The sequence below is a fragment of the Dorea sp. AF36-15AT genome (assembly GCF_003477705.1).
Lineage (GTDB): Bacteria > Bacillota > Clostridia > Lachnospirales > Lachnospiraceae > Claveliimonas > Claveliimonas ammoniilytica.
This window is the reverse complement of the sequence record NZ_QUDV01000001.1, coordinates 247,689-265,027: the sequence shown is the minus strand read 5'-3', so window position 1 is coordinate 265,027 and position 17,339 is coordinate 247,689. Positions and strand designations below refer to the sequence as shown.

General features: G+C 42.4%; 15 protein-coding genes. 2 read left to right on the top strand and 13 right to left on the bottom strand.

From position 1 onward, the window contains the following. Positions 1 to 20: 20 nt before the first annotated feature. Positions 21 to 1,670, bottom strand: coding sequence for a putative manganese-dependent inorganic diphosphatase (locus DWZ93_RS01140; protein ID WP_118384058.1), 1,650 nt, complete (start codon positions 1,668 to 1,670; stop codon positions 21 to 23). Between the two features lie 176 nt (positions 1,671 to 1,846). Here DWZ93_RS01140 and DWZ93_RS01135 point away from each other — a divergent pair, with 176 nt between their 5' ends. Beyond that, complete coding sequence (locus DWZ93_RS01135) at positions 1,847 to 2,536, top strand: S1 RNA-binding domain-containing protein (protein WP_118451745.1); 690 nt, start codon at positions 1,847 to 1,849, stop codon at positions 2,534 to 2,536. Between the two features lie 89 nt (positions 2,537 to 2,625). Here DWZ93_RS01135 and DWZ93_RS01130 read toward each other — a convergent pair whose 3' ends face one another. From DWZ93_RS01130 to DWZ93_RS01100, 7 genes are all read right to left on the bottom strand, one after another. Continuing rightward, a complete protein-coding gene (locus DWZ93_RS01130) occupies positions 2,626 to 3,738 on the bottom strand; it encodes a hypothetical protein (protein ID WP_118451744.1) in 1,113 nt (370 codons plus the stop codon). 23 nt (positions 3,739 to 3,761) lie between these two features. Next, positions 3,762 to 5,678: an NAD(+) synthase gene (locus DWZ93_RS01125; RefSeq protein WP_118383351.1), complete on the bottom strand. Its 1,917-nt coding sequence runs from the start codon at positions 5,676 to 5,678 to the stop codon at positions 3,762 to 3,764. A gap of 56 nt (positions 5,679 to 5,734) precedes the next feature. Next, positions 5,735 to 6,619, bottom strand: coding sequence for an Hsp33 family molecular chaperone HslO (gene hslO / locus DWZ93_RS01120; RefSeq protein ID WP_118383350.1), 885 nt, complete (start codon positions 6,617 to 6,619; stop codon positions 5,735 to 5,737). 61 nt (positions 6,620 to 6,680) lie between these two features. After that, complete coding sequence (locus DWZ93_RS01115; RefSeq protein ID WP_118451743.1) at positions 6,681 to 7,448, bottom strand: class I SAM-dependent DNA methyltransferase; 768 nt, start codon at positions 7,446 to 7,448, stop codon at positions 6,681 to 6,683. Positions 7,449 to 7,507: 59 nt separating this feature from the next. After that, the gene (locus DWZ93_RS01110) at positions 7,508 to 7,837 is read right to left on the bottom strand and encodes a cupin domain-containing protein (RefSeq protein ID WP_118451742.1); all 330 of its coding nucleotides are present in this window, start codon (positions 7,835 to 7,837) and stop codon (positions 7,508 to 7,510) included. 292 nt (positions 7,838 to 8,129) lie between these two features. Further along, positions 8,130 to 10,445, bottom strand: a complete 2,316-nt coding sequence (locus tag DWZ93_RS01105) for a hypothetical protein (protein ID WP_118451741.1) — start codon at positions 10,443 to 10,445, stop codon at positions 8,130 to 8,132. A gap of 15 nt (positions 10,446 to 10,460) precedes the next feature. Further along, complete coding sequence (locus tag DWZ93_RS01100) at positions 10,461 to 12,602, bottom strand: efflux RND transporter permease subunit (RefSeq protein WP_118451740.1); 2,142 nt, start codon at positions 12,600 to 12,602, stop codon at positions 10,461 to 10,463. Positions 12,603 to 12,779: 177 nt separating this feature from the next. Here DWZ93_RS01100 and DWZ93_RS01095 point away from each other — a divergent pair, with 177 nt between their 5' ends. Beyond that, the gene (locus tag DWZ93_RS01095) at positions 12,780 to 13,400 is read left to right on the top strand and encodes a TetR/AcrR family transcriptional regulator (protein WP_118451739.1); all 621 of its coding nucleotides are present in this window, start codon (positions 12,780 to 12,782) and stop codon (positions 13,398 to 13,400) included. 41 nt (positions 13,401 to 13,441) lie between these two features. Here DWZ93_RS01095 and DWZ93_RS01090 read toward each other — a convergent pair whose 3' ends face one another. From DWZ93_RS01090 to ilvN, 5 genes are all read right to left on the bottom strand, one after another. Next, entirely contained in the window at positions 13,442 to 14,098 is a 657-nt protein-coding gene (locus tag DWZ93_RS01090) for an ABC-2 transporter permease (RefSeq protein WP_118451738.1), read from the bottom strand. 2 nt (positions 14,099 to 14,100) lie between these two features. Continuing rightward, positions 14,101 to 14,943 carry an ABC transporter ATP-binding protein gene (locus DWZ93_RS01085; RefSeq protein WP_118451737.1) on the bottom strand — a complete coding sequence of 281 codons (843 nt, stop codon included), beginning with the start codon at positions 14,941 to 14,943 and terminating at the stop codon, positions 14,101 to 14,103. Then, entirely contained in the window at positions 14,943 to 15,320 is a 378-nt protein-coding gene (locus DWZ93_RS01080) for a GntR family transcriptional regulator (RefSeq protein ID WP_118383342.1), read from the bottom strand. The genes DWZ93_RS01085 and DWZ93_RS01080 overlap by 1 nt, the downstream gene beginning before the upstream one ends. Before the next feature lie 137 nt (positions 15,321 to 15,457). After that, positions 15,458 to 16,483: a branched-chain amino acid aminotransferase gene (locus DWZ93_RS01075; RefSeq protein ID WP_118383341.1), complete on the bottom strand. Its 1,026-nt coding sequence runs from the start codon at positions 16,481 to 16,483 to the stop codon at positions 15,458 to 15,460. A gap of 303 nt (positions 16,484 to 16,786) precedes the next feature. Beyond that, positions 16,787 to 17,299, bottom strand: a complete 513-nt coding sequence (gene ilvN, locus DWZ93_RS01070) for an acetolactate synthase small subunit (RefSeq protein ID WP_118383340.1) — start codon at positions 17,297 to 17,299, stop codon at positions 16,787 to 16,789. Positions 17,300 to 17,339 lie beyond the last annotated feature (40 nt).

Genomic DNA, 17,339 nt, shown 5'->3' with positions numbered 1-17,339 from the left:
CCTGCTCTCCCAATGTTGTCTTAATGCTGCAATGTAGACATCAAAAGCGGTACGACCTGCTTCTTTCTGGACACCACTTTCTTAAGTATGATCTCTTCTGAATCCTCCGGAAGGTCAAAAGCTTCGATCACTATCTGCTTTGCATTCTGTCCACAGCACAGAATCTCAGAAGATTCTGTCATAATATTAGTCAGCATAAAGAATATCATATCTACACGATTGTCTCTCAATGCTTTCTGCAGATAATCCTTCAGCATCTCCTTCATCTTCTTAATCTCTTCTGCATCCATAGAATTAATCTGACCAACGCCAAACTGCATATCTCCTACACGGAACTGTTTGAAATCTCTGTAGAAGAGTTCTTTCGGAGTCTTTCCTTCCAGATTGCTTCCTGCCTTAAACATCGCTGCCGACAGTTCTTCCATATTAACATCTGCGATCCGAGCCAGATGCTCTGCGGTAGAGATATCGATTGCTGTACAAGTCGGAGAACGGAACATCAATGTATCGGAAATAATCGCTGAACACAGAATACCTGCATACTGTGGTGTAATCTCTACTCCATGCTCCTGATACATCTGATAAACAATCGTAGCCGTGCATCCTACTGGCTGATTCCGGAAATATACTGGACCTGCAGTCTCAATATTCCCCAATCTGTGGTGATCGATGATCTCCATAATCTCTGCTTCTTCCAGTCCATCTACTGCCTGCGATCTCTCATTATGATCTACGAGGATCACCTGCTTCTTACTTACATTCATGACACGACGTCTGGATACGAATCCTTGCAGCTTGCCCTGCTTATTCAGAATTGGGAACTCTCGGAATGTACGCTTCGTGATTACTTCACGAATATCATCAATATAATCATCTATGTAGAACTTACACAGTTGATCCTTCGGTGTCATAAAATGCTTCACCGGAATACTCTGATTGATCAATCTCGCTACATTGAATGTGTCATACGGTGTCTGGATGATCACAATTCCCTGTGACTCTGCTCTCCGTACCAATACCTCTGATACCACTGCATTCTGGCACACGATGATACAATTGACATTAATATCAATCGCACAGGAATGTGATTCATAACGGTTCCCCAAGATTACCAAATCGTCCGGTGCGATAAATTCTGTCATCAGATCCGGACTGGAAGCTCCAATGGATACCTTACCTTTTGTAAAATATTTTTCCGGATCTCCCGTGATCAGTGTTCCGTCCAAGGTGTCAATGATATTACTATACTGTGTCTTAGCCCCTGCCAGGATCGTATTATCATAAATATCCATATAAGAGCTTGCGATATCTCCTGCTGTGATAATACCAAGCAGCTCATCGTTCTCTAAAATCGGCAGTGTCTTCATCTTCTGCTTCTTCAGCAGTTCCCATGCACGCTTAATTGATACATTCGGTCCACAGCCCTCAATCTTATTGATCTCTGCATCCTGCAGCTGTAGCTTAACGTCTGGTAAAAGCTTAGGTGCCCGCATCTGAAAACGCTTCAGTACATACTGTGTCTCCTCATTAATCTGTCCTGCTCTTCTGGCAGAATACCTCTCTCCGGTAATCTCTTTCTTCAGATGTGCATAAGCAATTGCTGAACATATAGAATCTGTGTCCGGATTCTTATGTCCAATTACATATGTTTGTTTTGTTTTGTTATTCATACATACATCTCCCTGGAATATATTCCTCTATTATCTAGATTGCCATTTTTTTTAGCTTTCGTCAACCGCATTTTCACATATCTTCGTATTTTCTTTTGAACTGTAGTTATCTCTATGATATAATATTACTAATTGATTGAGAAAGCTGCTACGCAGTGAGGAAAGGACAGAACATTATGAGCGAAGAAATTATGCAGAACGAAGCAACACAGGCCGAAAGTATGGCTAACTATGAGGCACACTTTGACGATGCCAATCCATGGAACGTGGTCAAAGGTTATATGGACAACAAGACCCGCCTTCATATTAAGATCGAAGGTATTGTAAATGGCGGTGCAATTGCCATGGTCGAAGGGTTGCGCGGATTCATCCCTGCTTCCAGAATGTCCCTCTCTTACATTGAGAATCTGGAAGATTATCTTCTGAAAGAATTAGATGTCATCGTTATTGATGTAAATGAAGCAGAGAACCGTCTGGTACTCTCAGCCCGCGAGATTCTGAAGGAAGAAGAACAGAAAGAGCGTGAAGCGCAGATCGCTGCTATTCAGACAGGAAGCGTTATGTCAGGTGTCGTAGAAAGCATTCAGAACTACGGTGCATTCATCCGTCTGGAAAATGGTCTGTCCGGTCTGGTACACATCTCCCAGATCAGCAGCAAACGCGTCAAATCTGTCGGCGACGTACTGAAGAAAGGTGACGAGGTTCAAGTTAAAGTCATCGGCGTCAAAGATGGCAAGATCAGTCTCAGCATGAAAGCACTGGAAGAAAAACCGGAGGAAGAAGAGATTGTAGAAAAGGTAGAGATCCCGAAAGCAGAAGAGATTGGAACAAGCCTTGGATCACTGTTCAAGAATATCAAGCTGTAAGACTGTTTCAATTTTTGTGCATATAAAACATGTCATTAATGATTAAGGACAGAACCTGAGAGAGATTTTCAGAGCTCTGTCCTTTACTTTTATTTTTGATCTACAAACACTGATATTTTTATCTCCAACTCATCTCTCGTGTAGACAATGCCATGGATATATCTTCCATCATCAGTCACTCTGCTGATTATATTATCATAGCAAGTCCTGCCCTGATACTGATACTGTTTAACCAACTGTGCACGGTCTACATCTTTTGTGTTTAATTTTCTCACTGGAAAATACACATATACTTTTGCAGATCCCGTCTCAACATCATACGCGTCAGCCACCTGTTTCGCATCAATAAAACCATTTCCGTTCCAGTTATCCGGTGAATCCAACACAGACTTTTCAAGATCAACTCGTTCTTCAGGCTTCTCGGTAATTAAAATGATATCATCCTGAATTTTCTTCTCACATTTCATATAACTATCTTCGCCCGCATTTACAACGCGATACCCATTCACCAGATACAGCTGATCTTCAATACCATTCTCAATCGGCCATCCAGTCAGATTATAATATGGCTGGCAGACTGACTGATACGCTTCCTGACTCTCATAATCTACCAGCAACATGGTATCCACACCAGTCTTCCAGCTCACTTCCGATACAGGAATCTGATCCACTGGATGATTCACATAGGATATAACTGCTCTAGAAGATTCATTTTGCAGAATTTCTGCTAAATTCTCTCCGTCATAAAATGTATGAATCATTCCATTCTTTTCTTCATTTGTCGATCCATATTCTCCATAACTCACATATACACCATCTGCATGAAATCCCGTAATTTCATACAGCTCCTGTTTCAATGCTGTGGCAATCTTTTTAAGCTGATAATTGTCAATTCCATCCGTATTCGTATTCTCTCCGGAAATAACAACCGAGAAATCTTCTCCATGATAATTCATTTTCACAAACACATTTCCAGTCGGTGAAGGTGAAAAATCTGGCACCGGACCAGAATTGTATGTCTCACAGGTCAGTTTCTTAATCGCTGCGTCAAATCCATACTTCTCTTTGATATAATTCTTCGCATTTTCACGTCCCTGTTTTTCATAACGTTTCATCGCTTTTTTCTCTTCTCTCGTATAACCGCAGCCTGTCACGGTCAGCATTATGAGGATAAGGAACAGATAACAAGTTATTTTTCTCATATGAACACCTCATATTTCACAAATTATCTTACTACCTGCTCCAGATCCCGCATCCAGCTTGCCACGCATGCATCACTCGGCATACGCCAGTCTCCTCTCGGCGACAGTGCTACGGTTCCGACCTTCGGGCCATCTGGCAGACAGGAACGTTTGAACTGTTGTGCGAAGAATCGCCAGCAGAAGGTTCTGAGCCATTTATATATGGTCTCGTCATCGTATTCTCCTGCGAATGAATACTTTGCAATCCGATAGATTTTGGACGGTGCATATCCAAAACGCAGAAAATAATACAGGAAGAAGTCATGCAGTTCGTATGGTCCTACAAGGTCTTCCGTCTTCTGTGCGATCTTGCCATCTTTTGGCGGCAAAAGTTCCGGACTTACCGGTGTATCTAACACATCGTACAGAACCTCCTGCAGTTCCTTATCATCTGTCGTATCTGCATAATACTGCACCAGATGGCGTACCAGTGTCTTTGGTACAGATGCGTTTACACCATACATCGACATGTGATCTCCATTATAAGTTGCCCAGCCAAGTGCCAGTTCTGACATATCACCGGTACCGATGACCATACCGCCATTGGCATTGGCAATATCCATAATGACCTGGGTACGCTCTCTCGCCTGGCTGTTCTCATAGGTTACGCTGTGATCTTCCGGATCATGACCGATATCTTTGAAATGCTGCATAACCGCTGCTGCGATCGGTACTTCACGAAGCTCCGCGCCCAGTGATAATGACATCTTGCATGCATTATTATAGGTACGGTCTGTGGTTCCAAAACATGGCATAGTCACAGAAATAATGTGCTTTCTGTCTAATCCAAGAGCATCAAATGCTTTTGCCGTCACAAGCAGAGCCAGTGTAGAATCCAGTCCACCGGAAATACCAACCACCGCACATTTTGCATGGGTATGCTCCAATCTCTTTTTCAGCCCCATTGCCTGAATGGTCAGAATCTCTTCACAACGCTTTGCTCGTTCTCTGTTCTCACTCGGCACAAACGGACGCGACGGAAATACACGGGTCAGCTCTGTCTCTGTAATCTCGATATCAAACGGCACACGCGTCAGCGTACGTTCCTTTGCTGTCTTAAATGTCGTATTCTTTCTCCGCTCGCTCATCAGACGATTCACATCAATCTCTGAATAGATGATTCCATTCTCGAACCGTTTGCTTTCCGCCAGAATTGTGCCATTCTCCGCAATCAGATTGTGTCCGCCAAATACCAGATCCGTAGTGGATTCCCCTTCTCCTGCATTGGAGTAAATATATCCTGCGATCAGTCTTGCTGACTGACCCTCAATCAGGCTTTCACGATATGTTGCCTTTCCGATTGTCTCATCACTGGCGGAACAGTTCACGATCACTGTTGCACCTTCTCGTACTGCTTCGATGCTTGGCGGCACCGGCGACCATACATCTTCACAGATCTCAGCTGCCACAATCAGATGTTCCATCTGCTTTGCAGTAAACAGGATCTTTGGTCCAAACGGCACCATTTCCCCATCAAATTCAATCTCTCTGGCCTTTTCCGGCCCTTCTCTGAACTGACGCATCTCATAGAATTCCCCGTAATTCGGCAAAAATGTCTTCGTTGTCAGTCCAAGAATCTTCCCATGATTCATAGCCGCAGCCACATTATACAGTTCCCCATCTACTGCCAGCGGCGCGCCCACAAATACCAACGCATCCATATCTCTGGTATGCGCTGCAATCTCTGTTAAAACCTCTCTTGCATGATCCAAAAGTACATCCTGTGTAAACAGATCACTACATGTATAGCCTGTCACGCAGAGCTCCGGAAATACGATAATCTTCGCTCCAGACGCTGCCGCTTCATCCATTTTCCTGCAGATCTGTTCCTTGTTAAACTCCACATCAGCAACACGGATATACGGTGTCACTGCTGCAACCTTTACAAATCCCTGTTTCATGCCTTTCTCCTTGTCTATTGCTTTTGCAGCAATCTCTCATGCAAGTCTTATTCAATTTACTCTTCTTCGTTGCTCTCTTTCAGAATCTCTTTCAGCTCATCCACTGTATATTTGTAAGTGCTGTTACAGAAATCGCACTTCACTTCAATATCTTCACCATCATCGATCATTGCCTGGAGATCCTCACGTCCAACACTGGCAACCGCCTTTTCCACACGCTCTTTTGAACAGTTGCAGTGGAACTGTGTCGGAAGTGTATCCAGAACTTCAATTCCAAGATTGCCAAGAAGTGCTTCCAACAGTCCTTCCGGTGTACATCCATGATCCAGCAGCTCTGTAACAGATGTTACATTCTTCAAGTTCTCTTCCAGCTTATCGATCGTTGCATCTTCTGCAAATGGCATCAGCTGAATGATAAATCCACCTGCACATTTTACTGTGTTATCTTTGTTCATCAACACGCCAAGTCCTACAGAAGATGGAACCTGCTCTGAATTCATGTAATAATATGTCAGATCCTTTGCGATCTCACTAGTCTCCAGAATGGTCTGTCCCACGTATGGCTCTTTCAGTCCCATATCTTTAATAACATTCAGCACACCAAGATCCAATGCATCAGCCACATTGATCTGTCCATTCTTTACCGGTACATCCACATCCGGATGAACTGCATATCCTTTGACATTACCCTGATTATCAGCGGTTACGGTAAGACCTCCTAATGGTCCGTCGCAGCGGATCTGCAATGTAAGAATATCGGTATCATTCTTCATCATAGCTCCCATCATTGTACCAGCTGTCAGCAACTGTCCCAATGCTACCGTCGCAGTAGGACTGGTATTATGACGCCTTCTCGCTTCCTCTACTACATCTTTTGTATAAGCTGCAAATGCACGGATCTGTCCATCTGCCGCTGTCGCTCTGACAATATAATCTGTCATATAAAAAACTCCTTTCTCTTCTGTCCTTGATCTAATCTATCTTTAAATTATACCTGCACATCTAATTCGGAACACCCTTACCATGTTCTCTTGCTACCACACAGATACGTTCACTGGTCTCTGTCGGCGCCTTTCTCGTATAGGCATCATAAGCAGTCACAAATTCCAGTCCTGACCACTCTATAAGCTCCCGCATTGCATCCAATGTATAGGCTTTTTGATAATGCATTTCCTGGTATTTGCGGTACAGGTTGCTGTCCTGCTCTTTAATAAAGAGTGTCAGCTCGTACTCATTCATGCTTTCGTCTTCATAATAATAATTATCCCAGATAAAACTACAATCCTCACGATCTTCCGCGATGGTTTGTTCACCCAGAATCTCTTTGTATTTGTACTCTGTATTAAAATCGAAAATAAATATACCTTCCGGATCCAGATAATTATTCACCAGACGGAATACCTGCTCCAGTTCTTTCTCATCTGTAATATAATTCACACAATCACAGACACTTACCACAGCACGTACCGTACCATAAAGTTCAAATTCTCGCATATCCTGCAACAAATACAAGATGTCATGACCACTCTGTGCTTTCTTCTCCATGGCAATTTCCAACATCTCTGCTGATCCATCTGCGCCAATCATGTCATACCCCTTTGTAGCCAGGATCTCAGTAAGACTTCCGGTTCCACATCCAAGATCCAATACCAGCCCATCTTCAATATCGTATTCCTGAAGCAGTTCTGCCAGGTATTCTGCCCATTCTTCATAAGGTACATTATCCATGAAAGTATCATAAACTTCCGCAAAGCTTGTATATGCTTCCATATTAATTCCTCACTCGTATAATATCTATACTATCTGTTCTGTCATTCATAATCAATCCGCTAGAATACAACTGTAAGAAGCATCTTAAAACGCTCTTCTCCGTATACTGCATGCGGTTTCTTTGCAGGCATGATGATCGTCTCACCCTCATGAAGGATAAATACATCTCCTTCAATCGTGAATCTTCCCGTTCCCTCCAGTACAGTTACCATCGCATCTCCGCCAGACTCATGTGTGCTGATCTCTTCGTCCTTCTCAAATGCAAATAATGTCACGCTGACTGCATCATTCTGTACCAGAGTCTTGCTGACTACCTGTCCCTGCTGATAAGTCAGCTGATCTCTTAATTCTAATTTCGCTTTTTTATCAATATTCTTATATCCAACCATAATTATAATTTCCTCCTAATATTGATTATTCCACGTGTTTTTTATCTTAACACAGAATAAATTCATATATCAACTCTATTAGTTAAGAAATATATAACCAGAACAAAGAATGTGCCTTGGCACATTCTCGCGCCTGCGGCGGTCGCTTGCGACATCTACCTTATCCGCCGCAGTGCGCATCCTCGCGGAGCGGTTTTTACTTTACAGGAAAGCAATTTCCTGTAAAGTAAAAACATCGGGAAACCATTGCTGATTTCCCGACATCTCCATGTGCCATATATTTTCGATGATATTAGTCGTCAATTCCCTCTGTCTCGATGATGAACTTTGTGCGTCCGCTCATATCAGACTTAATTCCTGCGAATGATTTGTAATCCTTACCTGCATCTGTAATAGCTTTCAGTCTGGTTGTCACATTTGCAATATCTCCATCAAAGAGTGATGTCAGCTTATCAATCGCCTCTGCCTTATACTCAGCCATACCTTCTGCCAATGTCTCATTGCCAGCTGCAAGTGCGTCTGCACCAGTCTTCAATGTGCCTGTTCCCTCATCCAGTGCTGTTGCTCCTGAGCCAAGCTGTGTAGCTCCGCTTGCAAGAACGCTTGCTCCGGCTGCAAGAGTACTTGTTCCGGCTTTCAGCTCATCAGATCCAGCTGCCAACTCAGCAACACCTGCGGATACTTTCTGTGATCCTACAGATAATGCTGCTGCTCCGGTCTGAAGCTTTGTATTGTTAGATGTTAATAATCCCAGATTCGTATTTACACTCTGAAGTCCACCATTAACTGTTGCCGCTCCATCTGCCACTGCTTTTGAAGATTTCACAAGTCCTACTGGATTTTTCTCTGTTCCATCGCCCTTGTCTACAGCTGTCTGGATTCCTTTTGCCGTTCCATCTGCATAAGCAGCATCTGTTGCTGCATTTCTAGCCACCTGTGCAGTCTCATTTGCCAATTCCGTTGCGCCTGCAAGTCCATTTACGGATGCTGTTACTTTACCATCCAAATCAGCTTTTGTAACAGTAACCGTTGCTCCCACTTTCTTTACAGCATTCACTGCTGCGTCAAGATTCTCATCTGCAACTCCCTCATTTTTCAACGCTGTTCTCAACTCACCGTCATCGAACGTTGCTGTCTTGGTCACATTAATATCTGCCACATTCGCTGTAGCCGTAAGTCCTGCTACAGTGTTTGCAAGAGTTGCTGCCTTAGTTGCTGTTGTTGATGCATTCTTATTCGCACTGTCTGTATACCCTGTCAATGTTCCTAAATTAGTACTTAATGTTTCAACACCAGCCTGCAGTGCTTTTGCGCCTGCTGCCAGTTCACTTCCCCCCTGCATCAATGACTTAGGCTGTTTTTCACTCGTTGCTTCCATTCCGGCTTTCAGCGCTGCTACATTATTCGTATAATCATTCACACCTGTGCTCAAATCTGCTGCACCTTCTACCAGTCCAGACTGATCTTTCGGATTGGTTACATCTTTCTTATGATCTACAGATGCCTGTAATGTCTTCAGACCTCCCTGGATATCGCTTGCACCATTATCCAGTGCTGTCACGCCCTGTACCAGTGTTGGGACTTTTGCTACCAATGTATTAGCACCTGTTGCAAGTGCTGCTGTACCGCTCTTCAGTGTTCCGGCTCCGTCTGCCAGCTGGCTTGCACCATCTGCAGCTTCTTTCGATCCATCTACTAGCTGATTAGTTGCATCTTTCAACTCATCGATAGAATTGCTCAGGTCGCTGAAATCATCAATATTATCTGTATCCAGATCCTGTAAGAAGTCTGTAGTAGCGACTGTGATAGATGGCTCTACCGTTGCATTCTTAACATCTGCTGTAATCGTTACTTCTTCCGGAAGCTCCAGATCACTGTCTTCCAGTTTCAGGTTATCATTCAGTCCCGGGAATCCCAGTCCTACTACAATCTGACGTTCTGCATCAGAGATGACTTTACCATTGTCGATCTGTACATTCTCGTACTGATCTGCTGGCAGCAACATTGCTGTGATCATGGTAAATGGTGTAAATACTTCCTCACTTGCTCCATTTACATCCTGCGTAGACTTGGATGTGTTAGAGTACTTGATATGGATCTCTACCTTACCATCTTTGCCCTGCAGATCCTCGGCGCTGATGTCTTTTCCATCCAGCTTGTAGCTGATCTTTACACCTACCGGGAGTTCCTTGTCTGTAGTTCCCTGATAGTAAATGTCATCGCCGACTGCTTCCCAGCTCAGTTCGTCGCCAGACTCTTTGTATTCCTCATCACCTTTGATATTCTTGATATCACTCAGATCAGAAGTATCTGACAATTCACCATTTCCTGTATTCTTCAGCCATTCGGTTACGGTTGTCTTCTTTACTTTACCGGATGGATCGGCTTTTACATATACAGATTCTTCCTTTGTTGTTCCTGTTTCTTCTGTATCATCACTCTTGGTGGACAGTGCGTTTTCTGCTACCTGTTCCAGCTTTTCAGTATCTACCTCAGCTGCCTTTGCAGTAATCGCACTTCTCTGATATCCACAAGTTCCAGCTGCACCGGCAGCTACTACAACTGCCATGGCTCCAGCCATTCTTCTCATATTTTTCTTCTTGTTCATATCCGTAACCTCCTGTTATGCCTGTGCTCCATCTGTAAGAGCATCATTACTGTTATCATTATTATTCTGATTCTTCTTATTATCATCGCCAGACTGTGGAAGAAATCCCTTACTGGTCTTTACGATGACTTTATCAAATACCATGAACATAGATGGCAAGATGAATACTACTACGATCATACTGATGATTGCGCCTCGTGCCATCAATACACACAATGAACTGATCATATCAATGTTAGAGTACATACCTACACCAAACGTTGCTGCGAAGAAACTCAGCGCACTGACGATAATAGACTGTGCCGATACCTTATGTGCTGTAGTGATCGCATCATGTTTGCTTGCGCCGCGGCTTCGCTCTCTGCGATATCTGGTCGTCATCAGGATCGCGTAGTCAACGGTTGCTCCCAGCTGAATGGTACCGATTACAATGGAAGCCACAAATGGAAGCTGTGTGCCTGTGTAATAAGGAATACCCATATTTACGAATATTGCAAATTCGATAACACCTACCAGAATAATCGGAAGGCTGATGGACTTAAACAGTAACAGGATAATCACAAAAATCACACCAATAGATACTGCACTTACCATCTTAAAGTCTGTATCTGTAATATCAATCAGGTCCTTCGTCAAAGGTGCCTCACCTACCAGCAATGCTCCCTTATCGTATTTCTTTACGATCTTATTGATCTCATCTACCTGGTTATTAACTTCATCCGATGCTGTCTTATATACAGAATTAATCATGATCATCTGATATTTATCCGTCTTCAGCATACTGGTCAATTTGCTTGGAATCATATCTGATGGGATACCAGGTCCAACGATATTGTCAAGTCCAAGACTCCACTTTACGCCGTCAACTTTATCAATCTCTTTCAGCATCTTATTAACACTTGTTGAATCTACAGAACTGTCTACCAGAAGAATATGGGTAGAGTTCATATCATAATCGTCTTTCAATTTCTCATTAGCAACGATACTCGGCAGATTCTTAGGCAGTGTCTCATCCAGATTGTAGTATACGCCCGTGTGGTTATTGCCATAAATAGCAGGGAGTAACAATATGAGGAATAATAATACATATACTTTATAGTGCTTTGTCACCTTATCTGACAGCCGGTTAATGTTCGGGATCAGCGGCTTATGGCTGGTCTTTTCGATCAGTTTGTCACAGCACAGGATCATAGATGGAAGAATCGTTACACATGCAAGCACTCCAAGTACAACGCCTTTTGCCATTACAATACCAATATCTTTTCCCAAAGTAAAGCTCATAAAGCATAATGCGAAAAATCCTGCAATAGTGGTAACGGAACTACCGATTACAGATGAAAATGTCTGTGAAATAGCATGTGCCATTGCACGCTCTTTATCGCCATTATATCTCACCTGCTGTTCCTGATAACTGTGCATCAGGAAGATGGAATAATCCATCGTAACACCCAATTGCAAAACCGCTGCAAGTGCCTTTGTAATATATGATATTTCTCCAAAGAAATAGTTACTTCCCAGGTTATACACAATCGCCATTCCGATACTCAAAAGGAATAACACCGGGATTACAAAAGAATCCATTGTAATACTGAGGACAATAATTGACAGAACTACCGCAATCAATACATACAGCGGTGTCTCTTTCTCAGCTAAGTCTCTGGTATCTGTAACGATTGCTGACATACCACTGATAAAGCACTGCTTACCCGCAATCTTGCGGATCTGTGTAATGGCATCCATCGTACTGTCCGCTGATGTGGATTCATCAAAGAACACTGCCATCATCGTACCTGTCTCGGAATTAAATGCCTTATAGAACTTATCTGGCAGCATGCTCTCTGGGATTGATATATCCGATACGGAATCATACCACAATACTTTTGTTACATGGTCGACATCTTCAACCTTCTCTTTTAACTTTGCAACATCCTTATCTTCCATGCCATCCACGATCAACATGGAAAATGCACCTGTTCCAAAGTCATTAACCATAATGTCCTGCCCTTTCATCGTCTCAATATTCTCAGGCAGATAGGTAAGTACATCGTAATTAATCCTTGTTCCAAAATATCCCATTGCAGATGGGATAAGCAGGAGAACAGACAGGATCAGAATAACGACTCTGTACTTAACAATTTTCTTCCCAACTTTAACCATTCTCTGACTTCCTTTCGTTTTATGACCATCAGTCATTTATTCAATTAGCACTATATCTTAAAAATGACCATCAGTCAATACTTTCTTCAAAAAAATATGACTTTTAGTCATTTTTATCCAAAACCACTTGCAATCCGAATCTGATTGGTTATAATTATCGTTAAGAGGTAATTTATTATGGGAAAAGTGGATGAGAACAAGAAACACAAAAGAGAAGCTCTTTTGAACACTGCATATGAGCTCTTTACCACAAAGGGCACCAATGCAACTGCCATCTCTGATATTGTCAGACAGGCAGGCGTGGCAAAGGGGACATTTTATCTGTATTTTAAAGACAAATACGATATCAAGAACAAATTAGTAGCACATAAGACCAGCGATTTATTTCAAAAAGCAGGCAGATCCATGCGAGAAGCTCAGGTAAATGGTCTGGAGAATCAGCTGATCTTTATCATTGATCACATTATCAATACATTGGTAAAGGATCTGCCACTTATGAACTTCATATCTAAGAATCTGGTTATGGGTGCTCTGCGTAATACTCTCCTCACCGGAGAGTCCGATAACAGCGAGATTTATGACGAATTTATAGAACTGGTGGAAGAGGATGATTACAGTTATGACAATGTAGATGTTATGCTCTTTACCATTGTTGAGCTTGCCGGTTCTGCCGGATACAACTCTATTCTGTATCAGGAGCCATTGCCAATTGAAGAATATAAGACTTTCCTTTATCGAACTGTGCGATTGATTATTGAAAGTCACAGAATAGCAAAGAAAGAGGAAGCTGTATCCTGACCAGCTTCCTCTTTCTTTGTACATTGTTAGATCAAACATATCTAAAATTCTCGTTTTTCCATCACATGAACAGAGATAAATATTGATATTAGCAGTACAGCCAGACATATCACGACTGCGCCGACCGCTATCACCCCTTCTGACAGATTGTTAAAGTTCTGAAGAACATTTTCCATATCTGTACCCATTCTTTTACCAATCCACGCCATGACATATGCGATTGCAAAAATTGCAGCTCCCATTACTGCCATAGCAATTCGACTTTTCTCCGGTCCGAATTTGAGTTGTATTGGAAGCATAAAGCCACATATCAAAGCACCCATTCCCAGGGCTGCTGCCGCACTGAGCACCAGATCTTCTGATGTTGCATTGGTCGACCGGACAATTCCAATGCCCAGAGTAACCATCAGGGACACTGCTGACACTATCAAAGATGTCAGTAAACAAAATAAGTATTTCTCCTCTACATATTTCCTGCGGCTGATCGGAAGTGCTAATAAATATACCATTCCATTATTATATTCATCATAGCTGATTGTTGATATACTGAATATCGTAGCCATCAATGTCATATAAGAAATCAGAAATCCGAGATTATTACTGGTTGCTCCAAACACAGCCAGAAATATACATAAGATAAATATAAACTGCTTCTGCCCTTTCATTAACTTCCAATCTTTAATCAGCATTGCTTTCATATCTATTTCTCCTTCTTTTCCATAAGAATCAATTCATCAATACCACTTTTTTCTATAACAATGTCCGGATAATTTTCAAGATAAAACTGTTTTTCATTGGTGAGGCATCGATATCCGTATTCTTCCTTTCTGACCGCAACCATATATTTCCGATCAATTTTCCAATATTGTTCTTCCGTCACTTTCAATACCCCATATTTACCAAGTAATACATCCGTGTCTTCATGAAGTACAATCTTGCCATCATTAATCAGATAAATATCATCACAGAATCCTTCCAGATCTGTTGCAATATGAGAACTGATCAGAATCGAACGATCTCCTGGCTCCATATATTCGCGCAGCATATCCAGAAGTTCTTCCCTGGCACTCACATCCAACCCGGCTGTCGGTTCATCCAGAATCAATAATTTTGCTTCATGGGAAAGTGCCAGATTAATCTGGAGTTTTCGCTTCATTCCGGTCGAAAAATCCTTAATCTTTTTATGACATGGAAGATTAAAACGCTCACATCGTTCACGAAATGATTTCTCATCAAACTTTGTATACAGATTCTTCATAACCGGTATCAAATCCTCCACGGTCAAGTATTCACTAATTCCAGAATCTGAAAGAACAACGCCCATCTGTTCCCGGTCTTTCTTTCCAAGATCCGCTACTTTCTTTCCAAAAACCTCTACTTCACCGCCATCTGCACGAATTAATCCCAGTATTGCTTTAAATGTCGTACTTTTTCCTGCCCCATTCTTCCCTGCTAATCCAGTGATCATGCCATCTTCCACCCGCAACGAGCAATCCAGGTGAAAATCCTGATAATTCTTCTGCAACTGTCTAATCTCTATCATTATCCCTGATCCTCCAATATAATCTGAAATACTTCCATAATCTCCCGGTTACTCATGCCACAGCTTCTTCCCTTGCGAATTGCCTGTTCCAGATCACTCTCCACTTCTTTGCGCCGTTCCTCCAGCATAATCTCCTGCCCTGCGCAGGACACATAGCTTCCTTTCCCATGAACAGTAACGACAAAGCCTTCTGCTTCCAGTTCATCGTATGCTTTCTTCACCGTCAACGCACTGACTTTCAGTTCTCTCGCCAATGCACGGACTGATGGAAGTGCTGTATCTTCCTTCAGTGCTCCCTTCATGATCTCTGCCTTGATCTGCGAAACGATCTGTTCATAAATAGGCTGCATGGAGGAATTATTTATAATCAACTTCACTGTATCGCCTCCTTGTATAAACAGTATATAACAGCAACCAACTGTTGTCAACTGTTATATACTGTTTGTTTTCAGAAAAAAATAAGAAGAAAATACATTTCTGTACTTTCTTCTTATTAGCAATCAAATCATATATCTTACAGAATTCTGTGAATCCATCCTTCCGGAGCTTCGATTCTGCCCATCTGGATACCTGTCAGTGTCTCATACAACTTCTTGGTAACAGGTCCCATCTCTTCCATACCGCTTGGGAAACAAATCTCTTTACCGTGATCTACGATCTTGCCTACCGGTGAGATAACTGCTGCTGTACCACACAGTCCGCATTCTGCGAAGTCTTTTACTTCATCCAGATATACTTCTCTCTGCTCTACTTCCAGACCAAGATAGTGCTCTGCGACATACATCAGAGAACGTCTCGTAATAGATGGGAGAATAGAATCAGACTTCGGTGTAACTACTTTATTATCTTTTGTTACGAAGATAATATTAGCTCCGCCCGTCTCTTCAATCTTAGTTCTTGTAGCAGCATCCAGGTATACATTCTCATCATATCCCTGCTGATGTGCATCTACGATAGCATGAAGGCTCATTGCATAGTTAAGTCCGGCCTTAACATGTCCGGTACCATGCGGTGCTGCACGGTCAAAATCACTTACTCTGATTGTGATCGGCTTAGCGCCACCTTTGAAGTATGGACCTACCGGAGTACAGAACATACGGAACTGATACTCATCTGCCGGCTTCACACCGATAACAGGGTTAATACCAAACATATATGGGCGAATATACAAGGTAGCTCCTGATCCATACGGTGGTACATATCCGGCATTAGCCTTAACCACCTGATCAACCGCATCAATAAACTGCTCTTTTGGAAGTTGCGGCATCTCAAGACGTGCTGCAGAATCCATCAGACGCTCAGCATTCAGATCCGGACGGAATGTAACAATGTGTCCATCCTCTGTCGTATATGCCTTCAGACCTTCAAAACATGTCTGTGCGTACTGAAGTACACCGGCACATTCATTCATTACAATGTTAGGATCATCTGTAAGAGCACCTTTGTCCCATGCTCCATCTTTATAATTTGCAACATATCTCTTATCTGTCTGCACATAACCAAAACCAATATTAGACCAGTCAATATTCTTCTTTTCCATGATTATCATTCCTCCGTTCTGTAACTAGTCATTTCATTTAATAAAGTCATTATAATACCATTAATAGCAAAATTCAAGAGTGCGCTCGGTTTTATTTATAACAGGTCAGCTATTCAGAACTACTGGTATAAAATGAATCCGATTGTGCTTGCACAAAAATGGATTCATTTTATACCATGTACAGCTCTGGATAGAGCTGCCGCCACACAAATGAGCAAAATAGCAAGCAACTCTGTTGCGTCTGGCATCAACGATGACAGATTTTGCGAATTGGCGTGGCGAGTTCTGAATTTCCTCACCACACTATTTCTCCATCATACTGATAGACTCGATTCCGACACTTCCACCGCGTACGACTTCGATACTGTTAAACTCTTCTTTCATCAGATTCACTACTGCATCATTCTTCGTAAAGCTCTGAACAAATTCCAGCAATACACTGTCTTTTCCATAGTCTACCACTCTGCCCTTGAAAGTCTCAGCGATCTGAAACAATTCTGCCTTATCGGCAGTGTCACATCTGCGCACCTTGACGTACATGATCTCTTTCATCCATACGAATGTATCTGTAAAATCAATCACCTTGATTACTTCGATCATACGATTGAGCTGTTTTTTAATCTGTTCGTAAGTCTCATCGTCTGCAATGGTCACGATGGTCATACGCGATACCGTAGGGTCTTCCGTTGTACCTACAGTCAGACTGTCCAGGTTATAGGCTTTACCTGAAAACAGTCCGGAAATCTTGGAAAGTACACCTGCCTGATTCTCTACGAACAGGGATATCCATCTCTTCTTCATTGTGTTGTGTGTCATACCGTTTATCTCCCTTCCACTACTGATTTACCGTCATACA